This is a genomic window from Nostoc sp. (assembly GCF_036919615.1).
Lineage (GTDB): Bacteria > Cyanobacteriota > Cyanobacteriia > Cyanobacteriales > Nostocaceae > Nostoc.
Genome location: NZ_JBALCN010000091.1, coordinates 57,369 through 76,135, shown reverse-complemented (window position 1 = coordinate 76,135; position 18,767 = coordinate 57,369). Strand labels below are relative to the sequence as shown.

Annotated in this window: 14 protein-coding genes and 1 pseudogene; 4 read left to right on the top strand and 11 right to left on the bottom strand. The window is 41.5% G+C overall.

The window, feature by feature from the left end:
* Positions 1 to 256: 256 nt before the first annotated feature.
* Positions 257 to 1,291 carry an L-histidine N(alpha)-methyltransferase gene (gene egtD, locus V7K48_RS25620; protein ID WP_335076596.1) on the top strand — a complete coding sequence of 345 codons (1,035 nt, stop codon included), beginning with the start codon at positions 257 to 259 and terminating at the stop codon, positions 1,289 to 1,291.
* Between the two features lie 600 nt (positions 1,292 to 1,891).
* On the opposite strand, the gene V7K48_RS25615 is transcribed toward egtD, so the two are convergent.
* Positions 1,892 to 2,206 (bottom strand): hypothetical protein, encoded by a 315-nt coding sequence (locus V7K48_RS25615; RefSeq protein WP_335076594.1) that lies wholly within the window; start codon positions 2,204 to 2,206, stop codon positions 1,892 to 1,894.
* Positions 2,207 to 3,330: 1,124 nt separating this feature from the next.
* Here V7K48_RS25615 and V7K48_RS25610 point away from each other — a divergent pair.
* Together V7K48_RS25610 and V7K48_RS25605 are read left to right on the top strand one after the other, a co-directional pair.
* Positions 3,331 to 3,546: pseudogene (locus tag V7K48_RS25610) on the top strand (ISAs1 family transposase); the annotation flags it as partial.
* A 275-nt stretch (positions 3,547 to 3,821) separates the two neighbouring features.
* The gene (locus tag V7K48_RS25605) at positions 3,822 to 6,848 is read left to right on the top strand and encodes an SMC family ATPase (RefSeq protein ID WP_335076592.1); all 3,027 of its coding nucleotides are present in this window, start codon (positions 3,822 to 3,824) and stop codon (positions 6,846 to 6,848) included.
* Here V7K48_RS25605 and V7K48_RS25600 read toward each other — a convergent pair.
* Positions 6,845 to 8,263 carry a peptidoglycan-binding protein gene (locus tag V7K48_RS25600; RefSeq protein WP_335076590.1) on the bottom strand — a complete coding sequence of 473 codons (1,419 nt, stop codon included), beginning with the start codon at positions 8,261 to 8,263 and terminating at the stop codon, positions 6,845 to 6,847. The genes V7K48_RS25605 and V7K48_RS25600 overlap by 4 nt on opposite strands.
* A gap of 268 nt (positions 8,264 to 8,531) precedes the next feature.
* Between V7K48_RS25600 and V7K48_RS25595 the strand changes: the two genes are divergently transcribed.
* A complete protein-coding gene (locus tag V7K48_RS25595) occupies positions 8,532 to 10,298 on the top strand; it encodes an MHYT domain-containing protein (protein ID WP_335076588.1) in 1,767 nt (588 codons plus the stop codon).
* Between the two features lie 27 nt (positions 10,299 to 10,325).
* Here the strand turns inward: V7K48_RS25595 and V7K48_RS25590 are convergent, their stop codons facing one another.
* The 9 genes from V7K48_RS25590 to rpmH all read right to left on the bottom strand — a co-directional run bounded on the left by V7K48_RS25590 (position 10,326) and on the right by rpmH (position 18,668).
* Positions 10,326 to 10,835: an SH3 domain-containing protein gene (locus V7K48_RS25590; protein WP_335076586.1), complete on the bottom strand. Its 510-nt coding sequence runs from the start codon at positions 10,833 to 10,835 to the stop codon at positions 10,326 to 10,328.
* Between the two features lie 418 nt (positions 10,836 to 11,253).
* Positions 11,254 to 12,765 (bottom strand): AAA family ATPase, encoded by a 1,512-nt coding sequence (locus tag V7K48_RS25585; RefSeq protein WP_335076584.1) that lies wholly within the window; start codon positions 12,763 to 12,765, stop codon positions 11,254 to 11,256.
* A 184-nt stretch (positions 12,766 to 12,949) separates the two neighbouring features.
* Complete coding sequence (locus tag V7K48_RS25580; RefSeq protein ID WP_335076582.1) at positions 12,950 to 14,908, bottom strand: AAA family ATPase; 1,959 nt, start codon at positions 14,906 to 14,908, stop codon at positions 12,950 to 12,952.
* 185 nt (positions 14,909 to 15,093) lie between these two features.
* Positions 15,094 to 15,615 carry a YceD family protein gene (locus V7K48_RS25575; RefSeq protein WP_335076579.1) on the bottom strand — a complete coding sequence of 174 codons (522 nt, stop codon included), beginning with the start codon at positions 15,613 to 15,615 and terminating at the stop codon, positions 15,094 to 15,096.
* A gap of 241 nt (positions 15,616 to 15,856) precedes the next feature.
* On the bottom strand, positions 15,857 to 16,384 hold the full coding sequence (locus tag V7K48_RS25570; protein WP_335076577.1) for a Jag family protein: 528 nt from the start codon (positions 16,382 to 16,384) through the stop codon (positions 15,857 to 15,859).
* The gene (gene yidC / locus V7K48_RS25565) at positions 16,381 to 17,532 is read right to left on the bottom strand and encodes a membrane protein insertase YidC (RefSeq protein ID WP_335076575.1); all 1,152 of its coding nucleotides are present in this window, start codon (positions 17,530 to 17,532) and stop codon (positions 16,381 to 16,383) included. Before yidC ends, V7K48_RS25570 begins: the two co-directional genes overlap by 4 nt.
* A gap of 174 nt (positions 17,533 to 17,706) precedes the next feature.
* Positions 17,707 to 18,099, bottom strand: a complete 393-nt coding sequence (locus V7K48_RS25560; RefSeq protein ID WP_334972296.1) for a PH domain-containing protein — start codon at positions 18,097 to 18,099, stop codon at positions 17,707 to 17,709.
* Positions 18,086 to 18,508 carry a ribonuclease P protein component gene (rnpA, locus tag V7K48_RS25555; protein WP_335076573.1) on the bottom strand — a complete coding sequence of 141 codons (423 nt, stop codon included), beginning with the start codon at positions 18,506 to 18,508 and terminating at the stop codon, positions 18,086 to 18,088. Before rnpA ends, V7K48_RS25560 begins: the two co-directional genes overlap by 14 nt.
* A gap of 25 nt (positions 18,509 to 18,533) precedes the next feature.
* A complete protein-coding gene (gene rpmH / locus V7K48_RS25550; RefSeq protein WP_094327629.1) occupies positions 18,534 to 18,668 on the bottom strand; it encodes a 50S ribosomal protein L34 in 135 nt (44 codons plus the stop codon).
* Positions 18,669 to 18,767 lie beyond the last annotated feature (99 nt).

The following is an 18,767-nucleotide window of genomic DNA, read 5'->3' as shown; positions in this document are numbered from 1 at the left end:
ACAACGGCAGTAGATGCCTACCCTACTGGGTAAAGTGCCTATGGTTTGTTTGTACTGATTAAATAACAAATTAGTGATAAATAGCACTTAAGCGCTTACTTGCTATCATTTCAATGGAAAAATGCTTAAAAATAGCTCTAAAGCTTGAGCAATACAGCTCAGGCATGATTTTATTATCTATGACTATGTGTTTCACTGATTGGGGTAAAGATTTGCTATTAAAAGCAACCTATTACACCAAGCATACGGAGGTTTAATGTCGATATCTAAAGCTGTTAACAGCAATGTTACTTCTCAAAACAGCGTTGAAAAACGCTTGCAGATAGAGCGTTTGGTAGGAGCAACTCAAATAGTTGCACCTAGTGCTGGGAGTGATGTGGTTAAGGGATTAACTCAAACACTCAAATCTCTACCCCCCTGTTACTTTTATGATGACCGTGGTTCTAATCTGTTTGAGCAAATCTGTGATTTACCAGAATATTACCTCACACGCACAGAAACAACGATTTTAGAGGAATATGCTCACGAAATTGCCAAGATAACTGGCCCTTGTGAATTGGTAGAACTTGGCAGTGGCAGTTCTAGTAAAACCCGCATTTTACTAGATGCCTACCAGCAGCTAGGCTATCCTCTGCACTACCTACCAATTGATGTGTGTGCAGGGATGTTGGAAAGTAGTGTCAAGCAGCTATTAGAAGATTATCCCTCACTGCAAGTTTATGCACTAGCGGGAACTTATGAATTAGCCCTTGCACAACTCCTACTGACGCAATTACCCAGTAGGATGATTTGTTTTATTGGTAGCAGTTTAGGTAATCTGACACCTAATGAGTGTGATGTCTTCTTCTCTCAAATTACAGAAGCCCTACAAGTAGGTGAGTATTTCTTGTTGGGGATAGATTTACGAAAGCCGAAACAGATTTTGGAGCCAGCTTACAACGACAGCCAGGGAGTGACAGCAGCATTTAACCTCAATATGCTGGAACATTTAAATCAGCGGTTTGAGGGGAATTTTGATACCACCCAGTTTGAACACTGGGCATTTTACAATGAAAGTGAGCATCAAATAGAAATGCATTTACGCAGCCTGCGATCGCAAATTATAGAATTACGCGCTCTTAACCTCAAGGTGAATTTTGCACTAGATGAGACTATCCTCACTGAAATTTCTCGCAAATTTGACCTTACTATTATCAAGCAGCAACTTACCGCACAGGGTTTATTACCTCTTCATGTGTGGACAGATCCAAATCAATGGTTTGGTTTACTGCTCTGTCAGCTGCAAGCATAAAGCAAATCAGGGTATGCCTCACATATATAGGGGTTCTCAGTTGAGTCCAATATAGACCTTACAAAAACAGCCCCAACACTTGTAGCGTTGGGGAGTAACCATCAAACCTCTCTCCTTTTAGAAGAAAGGTTTGGAGAGCGAAAAGTTGGAGCGGAGGTTTCTGACGCTCGCAGACTCGCTCTAAGCGAACGCGAACAGCGTCTCTAAGAGTTGCCATGCTGTTGGCGAACGCGAACAGCATCTCCGTTCGCGCAGCGTCTCCGATAGGAGAAGGATAAGAGAAGGCTTTACGCTATCCGTAGACGCTTTGCAGCTTGCTACAGCGAAAAGTTGGAGCGACAAGAACCACCGATGCCTGCGGCAACGCCAAAGGTGAACTGAACTTTTCAAGACAGGCATCAAAGCTTTTCAAGAGAGAGGTGATAAGTTTATTGCATACAAGCAAGAACCGCTATAGATGATATTCGTCACATTCCAACAAGAGAGAACAATTAGAATCTCTCTTGCTGGAGTAGTATTTTCACTAGGTAAAGTTGGAGATTATGTATTAATGCAACTCACTATCAACCCAAGCAAGTAAACTAAATATTTAGCTGCTAGTTATTGCTGCATAGAAGGTCTGGGAAAAATTCTGCTGAATATAGGAACGCGTGGCTGAGGCTTAGTTGCAGTTATATTGGCATTAGGAGCAGAAGAGTTATTAGCTGCCTCAGAGAGGATACGTGGTTTGCTAGCAGTAGAATTGGCAAAATCACTTAATTGGATAGTGGAAGGTAAATTTGAAAATATAGAAGTAATATTATCAGTATTTTGGCTGTTGGATTTTACCGGAGTTTCAGCTTGAGATGGAGTAACGATGAAAGCTGAACTTGTTACTATTACCAGTATGAGCAGATTAGAAATATATTGTTGCATGGGGATTTGTTAAATTGGTTAGTAAATGTTTAAAGCTTAAAGAAGCTGTGTTTTTTCTCAGTTTGAAATAAAACCGTGATTTTACCAGATAAATTACTGCATTTATGTCAAATAAAACTTGATAATAGCGATTTTCAGATAAATAGACTACTAGTGTATGCTTCACATTTGAACACAGCTTAGTACATCGATTCACTCACAAAAACCTAACCATATCAGTTATATTGACTAGAAACTAAGGGTAAACTAAACTTCTGTCTTCTCAAACCAGAGCGGTTATTCTAGGATTATGGAATCAGTTTTATAGAGAGTCTGTAAATAGATACACCTGAAATAATTGAAGTTTTGTCATCAACTAAGCCAGCAGAACTATTAATAATTTAGTTGTATTTATCTTGTTATTGAAAGAGAAATTTTACGGAAGTTTTTGAAGAACCTGATTTTCAGTAAATCAGCTATTAATTCTTATATTTGATAAACTGCAACAAACAATATATAAAGTTTTTATAAAACTCACGTTTTATGAAGTTACTTTCATAAAAAATACGTATATCCTGTTCAATATTATGGAAATACTGAAAAAATTGTTTGCTTACAGCAGCCTTAAATTATTTATGAAATTCTCGATTCGATAATCTTCACAATTCAAATAGGATTGCTAGATGAGCTTTATCCATAGACATCCGAAAGCAGCGTCCCGTTCCGATCACAGGGTAAGCGCAAGAAAAAAGGTACTGTAATGTACTAAGTACATGTCACTGCAAAAAGGGGTCGAAAATAAAAATTGTCATGTCACTGGACACGTTTGATTACAAAAAGCGAATTCCGTAATTGTTTGATGGTGGGCTGTACTAAGGAAAATTAAAGTAATCCCTACTGAAATTTCAGAGGTTTCGATGACTAAAGGTTTCGCTTCTGCCTACAAATCCAAGCCCAACCCAGTAAAGACCACATCGTTCCAAGTAGACGGAGACTTGGAGCTAGTCTTGGGGCAGTTTCTGTCACACTTTCGGGTCTTGGAAGATCCACGTGGGAAACGGCACAGGTGATTCCGATTGATTGCAAACGCGTCAAAGGGTCTTACGACTAGCAGAAGCAACAGTCAGCCTTGCATGTAGTGAGTGCTTGGGCTAGTAAGCCAGCAGCAGCAATGGGCTGGACTCAAAACCTTGGTGATGGTAGTGAGGGTTCGGCACTTATGGAACAAAACAACTTGTCAGGTGCAGTTTTACCTTAGTTCTCTGCCATGCAATGCCCAACGTATTGGTCGTGCCATTGGGCAGCATTGGAGTATTGAGAACCAACTTCATTGGGTCTTGGATGTCACTTTTGGGGAGAATTTAGCCCAATAATCTCAATGCTTGTAATAACTCTTCTATGAATGTTTTTATCTCTGATAACAGGCAGAAATAACAAGAAACCTCCACGGAAGTTTCATTTTTCTCCAAAGACAGCAAAACTTCTTCATGCAACAAGAGAAATTTGCTCATTATATTGTTAATTTTTGTAAAATTGAAGTCTTCAAGACTAGAAACCTGATATTTAGATAGCTAAACTAACAAACAGTGCATCTGTACTGTTAATTATTAAAAGTAGGTGTGGCACTATAGCTTGAATGATCCCAGTACAACTTGTTCTCAAAAACTTTCTTAGTTACCGTGATGCAACTTTAGATTTTCGCGGTTTGCATACGGCTTGTATTTCGGGTTCCAATGGTGCGGGGAAATCTTCACTTCTGGAAGCAATCACTTGGGCAATTTGGGGTGAAAGCCGCGCCACCGCTGAAGATGATGTCATCTATTCTGGCGCAAAAGAAGTTCGGGTTGATTTTACTTTCCAAAGTAACCAGCAAAAATATCGGGTGATTCGTACCCGAATTCGGGGAGGTAGTAGCGTTCTTGAATTTCAAATAGAAATACCATCTGGGTTTCGCTCACTTACTGGTAAAGGGGTGAGAGCAACCCAGGATTTGATTTTAGAACATATCAAGCTCGATTATGATACTTTTATTAATTCTGCCTACTTACGTCAAGGTCGTGCAGATGAATTCATGCTTAAGCGCCCCACGGAACGCAAAGAAATTTTAGCGGAGTTGTTAAAACTCAATCAGTACGATGATTTGGAAGAACGGGCAAAGGAATCTTCTCGTCAGTTCAAAGCACAGGCACTAGAGTTAGAGCGTTCTTTGGAGTCGATAAAAATTCAGCTGCAACAACGCGAGACAACTGAAGCGCAAAGAATCGAGTTAGAAGCCGAACTCAACCAACTGCAACAGGTGCAAGCCTTTGATAATATTCAGTTACAAAGTTTGCAAGTTATCCAGCACCAGCGCCAAAATTGGGAACAGCAACTCAGCTTTGGGAAGCAGCAATACCAAAATCTTACCCAAGATTGCGATCGCCTGCAACAAGAACAATCAGCTATTGGCTCTCAGCTATCAGATTTAGAAAAAATATTACACCAAGAAGCTGAGATTAAAGCTGGATACGCCCAATATCAAAGTCTCCAATCTCAAGAAGAAGCCTTTGCTGCAAAATTTGAAGAATACACCCGCGCTGGGCAGACTCGCCAACAAAAGCAACAACAGCTTACCAAACAAATTCACGAAATCGAACGGCAACTGCAACAAGCCCAAGCCCAAATCGAAGCTTTACATCAACAAGAGCGAGAAATTCAGCAAACTCTCACCAAATCAGGTGAAGTAGAAGCTGCTTTGTCACAACTAACCGCAGCCCGCCACCATGTTGCTCGCTTGGATCAGCTGCAAATGCAAGTTACTCCCTTGTTGCAACAACGAGCAACTTTACAAAGCCAACTCGATCGCACTCATGCTGGTTTAGTAGCACGACTCGAACAACTCCAAAATACTGAGAACCAATTGCAACGCCAGCAGCGACGCCAACCGCAACTGCAACAAGCGGTGATGGATGTGGGAATCCAGATTGAGGAATTGGAGAAAAAGCGAGTTTATTTGCAACGAGTGCAAGAAAAAGGGCAAGAAAGGCGTCACTTTATCGAACGTCTACAAGCTCACCAACGGGACTATGAAAAACTGCTAGGAGAATTAGAGCAAAAATTGCAAATGCTCCAAAACCCTGAAGCACTTTGTCCATTATGTGAGCGTCCCCTGGATGAACATCACTGGAGTCGGGTGGTGGAAAAAACCCAGGCTGAGATAGAGGATACTCAAGGGCAGTTTTGGGTAGTGCGGGAACAAATGGCTGTGTCTGACAGAGAAATTCAGGTATTGAGGCAGGAATATCGGGAAATATCCCAACAGTTAGCGAGTTACGATGGTTTACGTGAACAACGGGGACAGTTGGCAGCACAGTTAGAAGCTACAACTGATGTCCAACAACAGTTACAACAAATTGCTGGCGAAAAACAGCATTTAGAGCGATCGCTCCAAGGTGGTGATTACGCTCCCGATAAACAAGCCGAACTCCGGCAGCTAGAACAATATCTACAACAAGTTAATTATAATGAACAAGACCATGCCCTCGCCCGGAGCGAAGTTGAGCGGTGGCGATGGGCAGAAATTAAACTCCAGCAGATTAAAGATGCGACTAAGCGACAAGCGCAACTATTAGCCCGAAAACCAGAATTACAATCCCAAATTGCTCAATTACAAACCCGAATCCAGCAAGATCAGACTGATTCTGAATGTGCTAAACAAATCGCCACTCTTGAGCGTCACATTGCCGAAATTGGCTACAGTTCTGAGCAGCACAACAATCTGCGGATGGCTGTCCGCCAAGCTCAATCTTGGCATTTGCGGTATCAACAATTACTCTCAGCCCAGCAGCAGTATCCCCAACTCCAGACGAGATTGCAAGAGTTACAGGAATCCAGAAACGCCAGAGTCACGGAGCGGCAAAAACTCGGCGGACAAATTGAAAGTATTATCCAGCAACTACAAGCAACAGCTAACCCATCTGCCCAAATTCCAGCTCTAGAGCAGCAGTTAGCAATCCGCAGACGGCAACTCGATGAGCAAATAGCCAAGTTAGGGCGTTTAGAACAGCTGGCGCATCAACTGGAAACGCTGCAAATTCAGTATGAACAACAGCAGCAGCAACTACAATCTTGCAAGCATGAATATCATGTTTATCAGGAATTAGCGCAAGCTTTTGGTAAAAATGGTATCCAAGCACTGATGATTGAGAATGTGTTACCGCAACTGGAAGCTGAAACAAATCAACTACTTTCGCGGTTGAGTGGTAATCAGTTTCATGTACAATTTATCACTCAAAAAGCTGGGCGCAGTGCTAAGTCAACAAAGAAAAATGCCAAGTTGATAGACACTTTGGATATTTTAATCGCCGATTCTAGAGGAACGCGATCTTATGAAACTTACTCTGGTGGAGAAGCCTTTAGAATTAACTTTGCCATCCGTCTAGCCTTGGCGAAATTATTAGCGCAACGGGCGGGGGCGGCGTTGCAATTACTGATTGTAGATGAAGGTTTTGGTACACAGGATGCTGAAGGATGCGATCGCTTGATTGCCGCGATTAATGCGATCTCTTCCGATTTTGCCTGCATTCTCACTGTCACCCATATGCCCCACCTCAAAGAAGCTTTCCAAGCCAGGATTGAAGTCAATAAAACTCAGGAAGGTTCGCAATTGAGTTTGTCAATTTAATTGTATTTTACCCGGGCATCAAGACCATAGGAGCGCAGCTTTTTTGATAACGTTTCTGCTTGTGTGCGATCGCTAAATGCTCCAGCATTCACATAATCCCCTAGATTGGATTGCTCCGCAACAGCACTGGGTATATATTGTTGGACTTTAATTAGAGTATCATTACTGGAAATTGGAATTATTACTCTGTAAGGATTATTAGCAACTAATGTGTTGCCATTGGTAACAGGTATTACATAGTCATTATTCGGAGGTAATGCATAGCGATTAGTATCAGCTAACATATAACCATTAGTCTCAGCATTGCTTACAGTTGAGCTATTCAACCCTAATGCTTGCCAAGTTTGCCAATCTACATTTCCAGTAGAATTCAATCGGGAAGATTGCTGGAATGCAATCACAGATTGTCTGGTGTAATCGTTGAAAAAGCCATCAGGATTGGTATTAGAGAAACCCAACCGTCCCAAACGCTCTTGAACTAATCTGACATTTTCTCCTTGATCGCCTACAGTTAGATAATTTCTGCCTGGTTGTTGAGTAGGATATCCACCGGAGGTTCTACGCACTGACTCCAAGACTTGGGCATTGGCAATGCCATTAACAGGTAGGCGATAATTTCGCTGGTATTGAATGACAGCTTTTTTAGTAATTGGGCCAATATTCCCAGTGGGATTAGTATTAAAATAACCTAGCTGCCGCAAACGCACTTGTAGTTCTCTCACTTGTTGAGTAGAGAGACTTGATCTGATTGGAGTCGGAGAGTAACCCAGTAGTGTGTTCCAAGTTTGTCGATTTACAATCCCGTTAGCAGCTATGCGATAATTTCGCTGGAATCTAATTACAGCATCTCTGGTCATTGGGCCAAAATTCCCATTGGGATTAGCATTCAAATAGTCTAACTGTCGTAGACGCTGTTGCAACCTGGTCACGGCTGCACCTGTTTTGCCTTGAGAGAGAACAGGATATTGACCACTTGGCGGCAATGCGCCACTAGTATTCCTACTAAAAGTTCTACCTTGACAGGCTCGTTGCAAGGCTCGTTGAGTATTACCACCCACAACCCCATCAGCAGGTATTCTATTGGCTTGCTGGAATTTGATCACAGCATTTTGAGTCAAGTTAGCAAACTTGCCACTCACCGGGCCATTAAAGTAGCCTAACTTTTTTAAACACCTCTGGCTACTGGTAACTCCAGTCCCATTACTTCCTATTTTCTGAAGTGCTAAAGCTTGCCCAGCTATACTCAGAAGCCCCATAGTCAGTGCCACAAAAAAAAGACGCATCGTTGCACCGCTAGATAACTTTTTCCAATTCAAAAATTTGAAATTAGCTACGGTAGGAACAACCTTGACGCTTTCGGATGCCTCGTAGACTGAGGCAAGCTTGGTTAAATAGCTATTTACCCCTGTTTTCACTTGCTTATTTCAAGTTATGACTATACAAAATTATACCATTTGCTCTGTATTATATTTGTTTTTAGTATGATTCCTGACAATAAATTCTGCACGCTGATATGAAATACAAGCTTTTGTAGAGGGAATAATAAGCAACGTAAAGCTTTGGAGGCTTGTTTTCTATTTGCCTGACAAAATTTTTGCTATACCTATTTGGGTTTGGAGCATGAACAACGCAGACAAATAGTGGGTTTAGTCTTCCATTGAATCGCAGATAATATTCAACCTCATGCTCCACGGTATCTACGATATTCGCTTAGTCCTATTTTCCGTTGCCATTGCCATACTTACGGCTTACACCACACTTGATCTAGCTATAAGAGTCACAGACGCTAAATCGCAGCAAAGGTGGCCCTGGCTGCTAGGGGGAGCGATCGCAATGGGAATCGGTATTTGGGCAATGCATTTTATTGCTATGCTGGCGTTCAGTCTGCCGATTTCCATTAACTATGACTGGTTGACAGTTTTGATTTCGGTGCTACCTGCAATTTTGGCCTCTGGATTAGCCCTGTACCTAGTTAGCCAGCCAGAATTTGGTATTTTGCGATTATTGAGTGGTAGCGTCCTTATGGGGGTAGGGATTAGTGCAATGCACTACATCGGTATGGCTGCGATTCGTTTACCAGCCAAGATGTCTTATGACTTGAGTGTGGTTGCACTCTCGATTGCGATCGCTATTCTCATCTCACTGGCTGCCCTCTGGGTAGGGTTTAACCTCAGAGCTAATAGTACGGTAACAGGAAGCTTTTTGAGGATTGGCAGTGCAATTATCATGGGTGTTGCCATTCCCTCAATGCACTACACAGGGATGATGGCTACCCATTTTTCAGTCGTCGAATTGGTCAAGTTTTCCGCAGTTGATACTGCTGCAACCTATTGGATGGCTGCGATTATTGGCTTATTCACATTACTCCTTCTAGGATGGACGTTGCTCACATCTTTTTTCAACGAACAATTGAGTGTTCAACTAGTCAAAACAGCTGATCTTAAAGAAAACGAAGAACGTCTCAAACAAGCCTTACAAAACCAAGAAGCGCTGGCTACTTTAGCTGAGTCTCGGTCTGAAGAATTAGAGATAGCTATGTTGGCACTTCAAAAAGCTCAATTGCAATTTCTTCAAGCAGAAAAAATGTCGTCTTTGGGACAAATAGTAGCGGGAGTTGCTCATGAGATTAATAATCCGGCTAACTTCATTTATGGAAACCTGTTTCATACAGAAATTTATCTGCGGGAACTCTTAGAATTAATCAACATCTATCAGCAACATTATCCGGAACCAGTGCTTGCGGTTCAAGCAAAAGTAGAGTCTATTGATTTACCATTTTTGCTAGAAGATTTACCCAAACTACTCGAATCAATGCAAGCTGGAGCCAAGCGGATTAAACATATTGTGGAATCCCTACGTAACTTCTCTCGTCTAGACGAGGCACAATTGAAAGCTGTGGATATCCACGAAGGGCTTAATTCGACACTGCTGATTCTTCAGAACCGTATTAGTTATGCGCCCAACAATCGACCCGAAATTATTGTAACTAAAGAATATGGTAATTTACCCCTAATCAATTGCTATCCTGGACAGTTAAACCAAGTACTTTTCAATATTATTGCAAATGCCATTGATGTGTTAGAAGAAAAGATAATTAGCTTAAAATTACCGTCCAGTTTTACACCTTTAATTCGGATTAAAACAGCTGTTCATCAAGTCGGTTGGGTCAATATTCAAATTTTTGATAATGGTTCTGGCATCAGTGAAGACATGCAAAATAAAATATATGATCCATTCTTCACAACTAAATCAGTTGGACAAGGAACTGGATTAGGATTATCAATTAGCTTTCAGATCGTTGTTCAAACACATGGTGGTAGACTCAATTGTATTTCTGCTAAGGGACAAGGAACTACTTTTCAAATTGAGCTTCCAATTGATACATTAATACATACTTCCTCTTTTTTGGAAAAGCAATCTCAATTAGACCCAGAAAAAATTATTGAGTAAACACATTTGATTTTCTGATTTTTTAAGCTATTGTTCATTAACTTTTTCAGTATTACCTGCTTTTACCCAACCTTCTTGTTCGCTACCTTCCAAACGGATCTTTTGCCAGGCTTTATCCTCGCTTTCTGACAAGATAATAATTTTTTGATTAAAGCCAACCCCACCAATCTTTTCAGCTTCTTGATTTGGTTGTGATCGCAAACTCAAGCCTTCAGCCCAATTAACACGCCCTCGGTAAGCTCCCGATGGCAATGGTTTTGGTGATGGTGTAGCCTTTGGTGATTCTGTAGAAGTAGAAGTTGAGCTTGAAGACGATTTAGTCTGAGTCCCAGGTTTAAGGCTGGGTTTACCTCCTCCAGGCTCAGTTGCTTTTGGAGCTTGGGCTTTCACCGAGGGGCTATCGTTGGAAAAAACGGGTTTGGCAGGGGCTAGTCCAGTGCGATTCATGAAATAGAGTGCAACTGCAACACCGCCACCAACTAACACAGCGATCGCTAAGAAAAACCCAAGTATAAACTTTGTGAAGCCAGACAACATAGTTAAAACCTGATTATTAAGAGTCAAACAATTTTGGATTTTAGATTTGCGCTAGCGTAGTGTAAAGCCTGCGGCATGGCTTCGCTTAGAACGAATCCGCAAGCGTTTGGGGTTTCCCCCAAGTAGAGCAAGTGGCTCTCAAGGGAAGCCAGTCACATGCGTATTTTCCCACGGCAGTCGCTCATGGGGGAATCCCCTCTCTACCAGACGCTCCGCGTTGGCGCTAGCCTCTTACGAGTGGGAGAAGATCGCGCTGCCTCCCCGTTGAAGGGAGTGGCGTTGAACTGGCTCTCAAGAGTTACAAGTAGAGAAGCAAGTAACCCATGTGGATAAGAATCAATAGTCCATAATAATTCATCATTAACTATTAACTATGGACTTTTGACTAACTGATTATTGTAGCTACTACTGAATGCGTTCACGTAGTGCGCCGGAGGCGTTCGCTCAAAGGACTGTGTTTAGATGCTAAACGCGCTCTCCCAGCAGCAGCCCATTCTTGGAGTTGCTGAATTTGCTCTACAGCAGTTCGCGCCAAGGGTATGATCTGACTGGCTGCTTCTAAAATATCGTCGGTAGCAAAGTCGCGGTTTTGGCTAAATCCAATATGCATCGCTTCAATTAAAGTTTGCTCAATCTCTGCCCCAGAAAAATCAGGCGTTTCATATGCTAGCCTGTCGATGTCATAACTTTTTAAGTTATGTGGGCGCAATCGGGACAAATGAACATCATAAATTGCTTTTCTCTCTTCTTGGGTGGGCAATCCCACAAAGAAAATTTCATCAAATCGCCCCTTACGGAGCATTTCCGGCGGTAAAGCTTGGATGTCGTTGGCGGTGGCGACGACAAACACGGGTGAGGTTTTTTCGGCTAGCCAGTTAATAAAACTGCCAAACACACGGCTGGCTGTTCCGGCATCACCTTTGCTACCAATTCCGGCAAAGGCTTTATCTATTTCATCAATCCACAAAATACAGGGAGCGAGGGCTTCAGCCACTTGAATCATTTGGCGAGTCCGAGATTCTGATTCACCCACCAAACCACCAAATAACCTTCCCACATCCAAACGTAGCAAGGGTAAATGCCAGTGATGAGCGATCGCTTTTGCCGTTAACGATTTACCAGTTCCCTGAATACCCACCAACATTAAACCACGGGGGTGCGGTAATCCGTACTGTCGCGCCTTATCAGTAAATGAACCTCCCCGGCGGATCAGCCAGTCTTTAAGGTTATCCAGTCCGCCAATATCAGAAATTTGCTCAGTGGCGGGGTAGAAGTCCAGGATTTGGGTTTGGCGGATAGTTTGACGCTTTTCCTCCAAAACCAGATCCACGTCTTCTGGTTGCAATTCACCGTGGGTAGCGATCGCTTTTGCCAAAACCCGGCGAATCCGTTCCATCGAAAGTCCTTGACAAGAGCGCACTAAATCATCTAAAACTTTGCCAGAAAGGGAGTTACTAGTACTTTGCAGTAAGCGTTCTACCTCAGTTTTAATTTCTGGAGCGGCGGGTAAGGGAAACTCGACGACTGTCAGCACTTCAGTTAAGTCGTCAGGGATGGCGATACGCGGCGACAATAATACAAGATTTTTTGGTTGCGACTTCAGGAGTCGGGACAGGTTGCGGAGTTTGCGGGCGATCGCTACATCATCTAAAAAGCGATGATAGTCTCGGAGAATCAAAACTGCTGGCGCAGAGGCTGGTAATTTTTCGATGAATTCCAAAGCTTGCAACGGGTTACGTCGCCCAAACCCAACATCATTGGGATTTCCCTGGTAGCCATCGACAAAATCCCAAGTATACACTGGGCGATTACCTTGGTTGGTTGCTTCTTCCCGGATAGCTGCTTCTACCCGCTCTTCCTCATAGGTGGGAATATAAATCAAAGGGTAGCGGGCGCGTAGCAGCAGTTTAAACTCGTCACGGAAGTTCATATGTGGCTGTGGTTATTAGTTATTCTCTCATTGTTCTGGTTTGTATCGCTTCTAACAACTAAAAAACCAACATCTACCAAGTTCATAGCGGTTGCCGGTGCGATCGCTGTATGTGAGATATTCCTCAAGGGTGAGCGATCGCTCTTTTGTGGTGATCATGATTAAATAATTAGTATAAAAATAACTACTGAGTTTTATTTAAGGAATTTTCTAATTCTTGAGCCAGTTCAGACAAAAAATTAGGTTGATTCTCAACTAGCCATTCTGTAAGCTTTTTAGAGTGTTTAGTCTTTCTAAATTCCAATTTATTCTCACATAATTCTTTAAATAAACTTGAAAGTATATTTGCACCGTGAATCTTAGATAACCAATTATTCTCTGAAACTTCTTCTCTTTTTCCACCTTGAAGCAGATAGGATTTTTCCTGTTTAATTTTGTCAAGATATTCCTGAACTTGAGTAATACTGATAGGTGTTTCTAGCCATGTAGCTTCTTCATTAATTACCACTGATATAACTTCAGAATAAAGTAGATAATTTTCATACATGGGTAGGCGTAAAAAAGTCACACCTCTCTTTTTTAGTTCTTGAATCTTTGTTTCTGTCTTACTTTCTCTATCAAATATAAATCCAATGGCTGGTGGAAATAGAGTTGCTCTCGTTGTGAGTTTTTTATAAATATCAAAAACAAGGTCAGACCGTTTTCCATCCAAAAGAGCATCAGTGCTATTGACAGATAAAATTTTAATACCCATTAATGTTGTTCTTGCAACTTTCTCCAATATCAGTGGAAAACATATCTCCTCAGTTTGTCCTTCCACCCAAAGAATACTATCAGCACCGAAAACGTCGGATAACCTGACTCCAAGTTCAGCTAAAATTTCGTTTTGTGACTCTATCTCTTTTGGATTTATTACTGATGTAGTTGTTTCACAATCTTGATATTGAAGCTTGATAATAGTAGATGGATTCGCAGATGCGATAATTTCTGGCGAATGAGTGGCAATAAAATATTGGTGCTGCGGAAATTGTTTAATAGTTTCTATAAATTTTTTAGCTGCGCCTGGATGTAAAAAAGATTGTGGTTCATCAATAATCAATGTTCTATGTTCTTCAGAAGAAACTAGAATATACAAAATGGCTAGTACTTGACTAACTCCACTTCCACAGGATGAAAGAGGAAGTGATAAATCATTTCTGTGAAGATTATCTGTATTCCAAACCAGGATTTCAACATTTGTATCATCTCTCATTACAACAGATACCCATTTTATTTCCGGTAAAATATCTGAAACTAATTTATTGAACTGAGCAAACATTCCGGGAATTTTACCCTGCAATATAAAGAGTACTTCCGCAAGATTAGAAGCATTTGATTTTAGGTTTATATCAGCTTTATTTTCATATTTGCAAATTCCAATATTTAGACGTTCAGCCTGAAATCTATAAATACTATTTTGAAATTTCTCAAATAATTTGTAACCTATACTTTCTTGACTTTTTCCACTATAATTAACAAAAGGTTCTTCCACAATGCCGTCATCATCCGAATAAGTAGTCTCTTCAAGAATTATATTGTCACTATCATCAGATTTAATTTTATAAAAGACTTTCTTAAAAGCTTGTTTATATGTTTCAAAATTAAGTAATTTTATTAAACTTTTCTTATCCATTTTCATATTAGGCTGCAAAGATAAACTTGTCTGTATAAAATCAGGATTTTCTAAAAAATCTTTAAATTTTCTAACAGCATATCTCACAGATTCGTCAATAGCGCTCATATATTGATCATAATAGTCACTTGGATTATCTTCATATTTCTCAGCAAAAAAATAATAGTTTTTAGTTGCTGCTCTAGGAATTCCAACAAAAGATAAACTTTTGATAAAACTTCGTAACTCTTCTTTTTCAATATGCAAAGTAATTTCTATTTTCGATTCTTCTTGTATACTCGAAAGCTTATTTGGTAAAGTCTTTAAACTTCTGTGAGGATGATTTTCAAAATCTAGCTTTAGTATCTCAAGTAAAGATGTTTTTCCTGCATTATTTCGCCCAACAATAATATTAACACCTGGTGAAAATTCCATTAGGACAGAGTCGAGATATGACTTATAGTTAAATACTTGTAGCTTCTTGATAAACATTTTGTATTATTTATTGATTTAGTTAATTCTATTATTGGCAATTTCACTTATTTTTCCAAGTAAAACCGAAGAAACCCGGTCTCTTAGAGAAGCCGGGTTTCTATGGAAATGTCATAGATTAGCCTAGTAAACTACTGCATAAGTTGTAAGACTTAAAGTGAACAAGTGATGCGGCGTAACGCACCTTACTGTCCCGGAAGTTGCTTTTTCAGTGCTTCCAGAGAAGCCCAACGATTATCAACTGGAGTTTCAGGACTATCAGAACTATCAACAGTACTACTTACAGAAATACCTGGACAATTGCGATCGCATAACTGGCGCTGAGGTATTGCCAAGCACATCTGCTCATACAGCCATTCGTTGGCATAAAAATAACCATCAGGCGGTAGAGTTTCAAGCAAATCTTCCATAACCACTTCCCTTTCTAAAGGCAAGTCATTTAGCTGATTTGCAGTTTCGTCTAACCAGATGATTTCTTTCGTATCAAGCCCTAAACGTCGATTGTATTGCTGCAAACAGCGGTTGCAAGTACAAGTAATAATTGTTTCTGCCTGACCGGACACTTCCAAGTAATTGCCATGATGCTGCACGCGCACATAACCGCGAACTGGTGTCAAGGTTTCCAGACCAGGCAGAAATTCCTTAACCTGAACTTCCTCTGTCCGCTCCGGGGCTTGGGTTAGCTGCGGAATATAAATTGCGTCCATAGGATTTGTGAGACATCCTCACGAAAATTTATCTTCTTTATCAGTAATTATACTGATGTTGCATCTTTATTCTATCTCTTAGGAACAAGAGAAATTTTGAAATTATATGGTTATGAGTTTTCAATTAACTCCAAACTTTACCAATTTTAGATTTTGGTCGCACCTTTGGTGCGCTGGAAGCGCAACTTGGATTTTGGATTGAATAAAAATCTAAAATCTAAAATCCAAAATTGAACGACTCTTAACTCCTAACTTCTTCCAACGAAGCTGGACGGACAACCAAATGACGTTGCGGCTCTTTACCACGACTGAAAGTTTCCAAATCTCCAAATTCCTTCAAAAAGGTATGAACTTGACGCCGTTCAGCAGAACTAAGGGATTTGATTTCCACTTCTCTACCAGAAAAGCGCACTTCATCGGCTGCTGCTTCTGCTAATGCGCGAATTTCGGCTTCTCTTTTGACCCGGTAGCCATTCAACTCAATAGTGTAAGAGGCTTGTTCCTCAGGGAGTTGGCTTAGGTTTAAAACCGAATTTGCTAGATACTGAATCGCATCTAGCACAGAACCATCGGCACCAATTAATACCTGGATTTGTTCTGACGTCAAGTTGGTTTGCTCAATTGTCAACCAGTAGTTATCTGGTTCTGGGGAATCGCTGTCTTGAGATTGGGCAGTTTCTAAATGACCCTGAATCTCAGCTGGTATTCCAGTGAGTTCCAGCAGTGTTTTTAACCACTGCTGACCTCGCTGCATCAGAATGTTGCTCATGATCCCCCTGTCGCCTTTTTCTTAGAACTTTTCGGTTCAAATGGCAATGCCTTTTGTTCTGTGACTACTGCTTCTTTCTCCTGGGTTTCTACGATTTTTTGCAGTTCTTCTGATAGAGGTTCGCGGGAGAGAAGATAAGTTTGTGCGGTTTGGAAAATATTACCAATCACCATATACATCAGCACCCCAGCTGGTAGAGGGAAGAACAAAAACATCCCAGAAAAAATGACTGGGGTGATTTTGTTAACTGTATCCTGCTGCGGATTGCCACCGCTGGAATTTTGCCCGGACAGCATTTGGCTAACATAAAGGCTGATCCCAAAGAAGACAATCATGGCGACGATATCCCAGTGGATTGTGCCATCTGGATCAGTTGCGCCAACTCTGCCTAAAGCATCAATGAATAGAAAGCCTTTTTCTGCTGCTAGTCCAGGAATTGTTCCTTGAATGCTAACTTCTCCGGGTTGCAAGGCTTCTACATTGCCCTGGGCATCAATTTTTATCCTATCTTCCCCTTTGGTGATTTTCCAATCAGGAATCAGCTTATTTTCTGGGTGTTCTGCTAAGAGCACCTGAAATGGTTTGCCCTGAATAGTCTGATATTGGATCTTAGTTTGTTCTCCCACCGTTAGTTTGTTACCACTGGGAAGGATTGCAGCTACTTTAACGTGTTCCCCATCCGCAACGTAAATATTTTGAGGAGCAGTAGCAAAGGCTTGCGGTTGAATTTGTTCGATTTGTTCTGCGGGAAAGATTTGCAGGTTAACGCTGTAGTTTGCACTTGCAAAAGGCGAACCCCGCAAAGTGGCGAACAGCGCTAACAAGACTGGCATTTGCACTAGTAGTGGAAAACAGCCTGCCAATGGGTTGCCAAATTCTTTTTGGACATTGACCATTTCTTCCTGCTGCTTTTGCGGTTCATCCTTATAGCGCTCTTTGATTTCTGCCATCCGCTTTTGCATTAGAGGTTGTACAATTCGCATTTTCCGCATGTTGCGAATTGAGCCAGCACTCAGGGGATAGAGCGCAAAGCGGACTATCAGTGTCAAAGCAACGATCGCTAATCCGTAGCTAGGCACAATACCATAGAAAAAATCTATGATTGGCAGCATCACGTTGTTCGAGAGAAAGCCGATACCAAAATCCATTATTCTGAATTCAACCTGAGGTACTGTAAACTGACTGAATCTAATTTATCTAAATCATGATTTGTCGGCGACTATCCTTCACTACGGATAGCCGCACATTCCAATAGAGTATCGGGCATTGAGCATGGTGTATTGGTTCATCTCCCTCATCTCCCTCATCTCCCCCTGCTCCCATCACTTGTTGGCAGCGGCGCTATATTCGGGATTTTTCGCAGCAATTCTTTCGTTAATATAATCATAGACTTCCCGAAATTTGGGAATTGCACGCAATTCGAGACGACTCCCATTTTTTAGGGTTAGCACCATATCTCCCCATAAGCCAATGCCACGGGGGATTGTGACGACTTTGACAATTTCTGAGTAAATTATGTCAGTGCGATCGCGCCCCTGCCAACCTCCCGTCACGGTAATTCGGCGATCGGTAATGCGGAAACGCAGCCACAATGCCCTGACAATTGCCCCGACTGTTAATGGTATCCCTACAATGGTTAGCCCAATCAGCAGGTTGATAATTAAATCCCCAATATGGGGGCCACCTTCATAATATACGTCTTCACGAATTCCCATCTAACACCTCAGCTTGTGCCAACAACTGCTCTAATTCTTGCAGAAATTGTGGGCTTACGCACTTGGATTCTGCTGCTGTGGGTTTGACAATAAATACTAGCCGCCATCCTGGTGATAATTTGGGCAACAAGTTGTGCAAAGCAGCAATAATTTGCCGTTTGATTCGGTTGCGAACTACCGCCCTTTTGCTGACTTTTGTACTTATGGAAATGCCAATCCGGGTGCTGGCAAGATGTGCTGAGTCAGTTGCTTGTGTAGTCTGGGTGGCAGTGTTCAAAGAAGGTTTTGTTGAACATAACGGCTTTAAGGCTCTCAATGTTAAATAAGAGCCATGACGCCGAATCCCTTCCCGGAAGACTGCCTGGAAATCCCTTCGGGATTTTAACCGATTTGCTTTGGGCAAAGCCACAGATGCTCTTTTAGCTTGATCTACTCTAAACGCTCAGACGGTGACGCCCTTTTCTTCTCCTAGCGCTAATCACATTTCTGCCGTCTGGTGTCCGCATTCTGGCGCGAAAACCAGAGGTTCTTTTTCTCTTACGGCTAGTACCGCCCAATGTTCTTTTCATACTGTTCTCCTCTTAGGTGATTTTTATAAAAAACTCACAATCTCTAATTGTATCACTTTATTAGGGAATTGGGGATTAGGCAATTCAATTTTGGATTGA

Coding starts and splice junctions, on each gene's coding strand:
- V7K48_RS25605 (WP_335076592.1), top strand. CDS start 3,822: ATGATCCCAGTACAACTTGTTCTCAAAAACTTTCTTAGTTACCGTGAT.
- V7K48_RS25580 (WP_335076582.1), bottom strand. CDS start 14,908: ATGTTTATCAAGAAGCTACAAGTATTTAACTATAAGTCATATCTCGAC.
- V7K48_RS25615 (WP_335076594.1), bottom strand. CDS start 2,206: ATGCAACAATATATTTCTAATCTGCTCATACTGGTAATAGTAACAAGT.
- V7K48_RS25590 (WP_335076586.1), bottom strand. CDS start 10,835: ATGTTGTCTGGCTTCACAAAGTTTATACTTGGGTTTTTCTTAGCGATC.
- V7K48_RS25570 (WP_335076577.1), bottom strand. CDS start 16,384: ATGAGCAACATTCTGATGCAGCGAGGTCAGCAGTGGTTAAAAACACTG.
- V7K48_RS25585 (WP_335076584.1), bottom strand. CDS start 12,765: ATGAACTTCCGTGACGAGTTTAAACTGCTGCTACGCGCCCGCTACCCT.
- yidC (WP_335076575.1), bottom strand. CDS start 17,532: ATGGATTTTGGTATCGGCTTTCTCTCGAACAACGTGATGCTGCCAATC.
- egtD (WP_335076596.1), top strand. CDS start 257: ATGTCGATATCTAAAGCTGTTAACAGCAATGTTACTTCTCAAAACAGC.
- V7K48_RS25575 (WP_335076579.1), bottom strand. CDS start 15,615: ATGGACGCAATTTATATTCCGCAGCTAACCCAAGCCCCGGAGCGGACA.
- rpmH (WP_094327629.1), bottom strand. CDS start 18,668: ATGAAAAGAACATTGGGCGGTACTAGCCGTAAGAGAAAAAGAACCTCT.
- V7K48_RS25560 (WP_334972296.1), bottom strand. CDS start 18,099: ATGGGAATTCGTGAAGACGTATATTATGAAGGTGGCCCCCATATTGGG.
- V7K48_RS25595 (WP_335076588.1), top strand. CDS start 8,532: ATGCTCCACGGTATCTACGATATTCGCTTAGTCCTATTTTCCGTTGCC.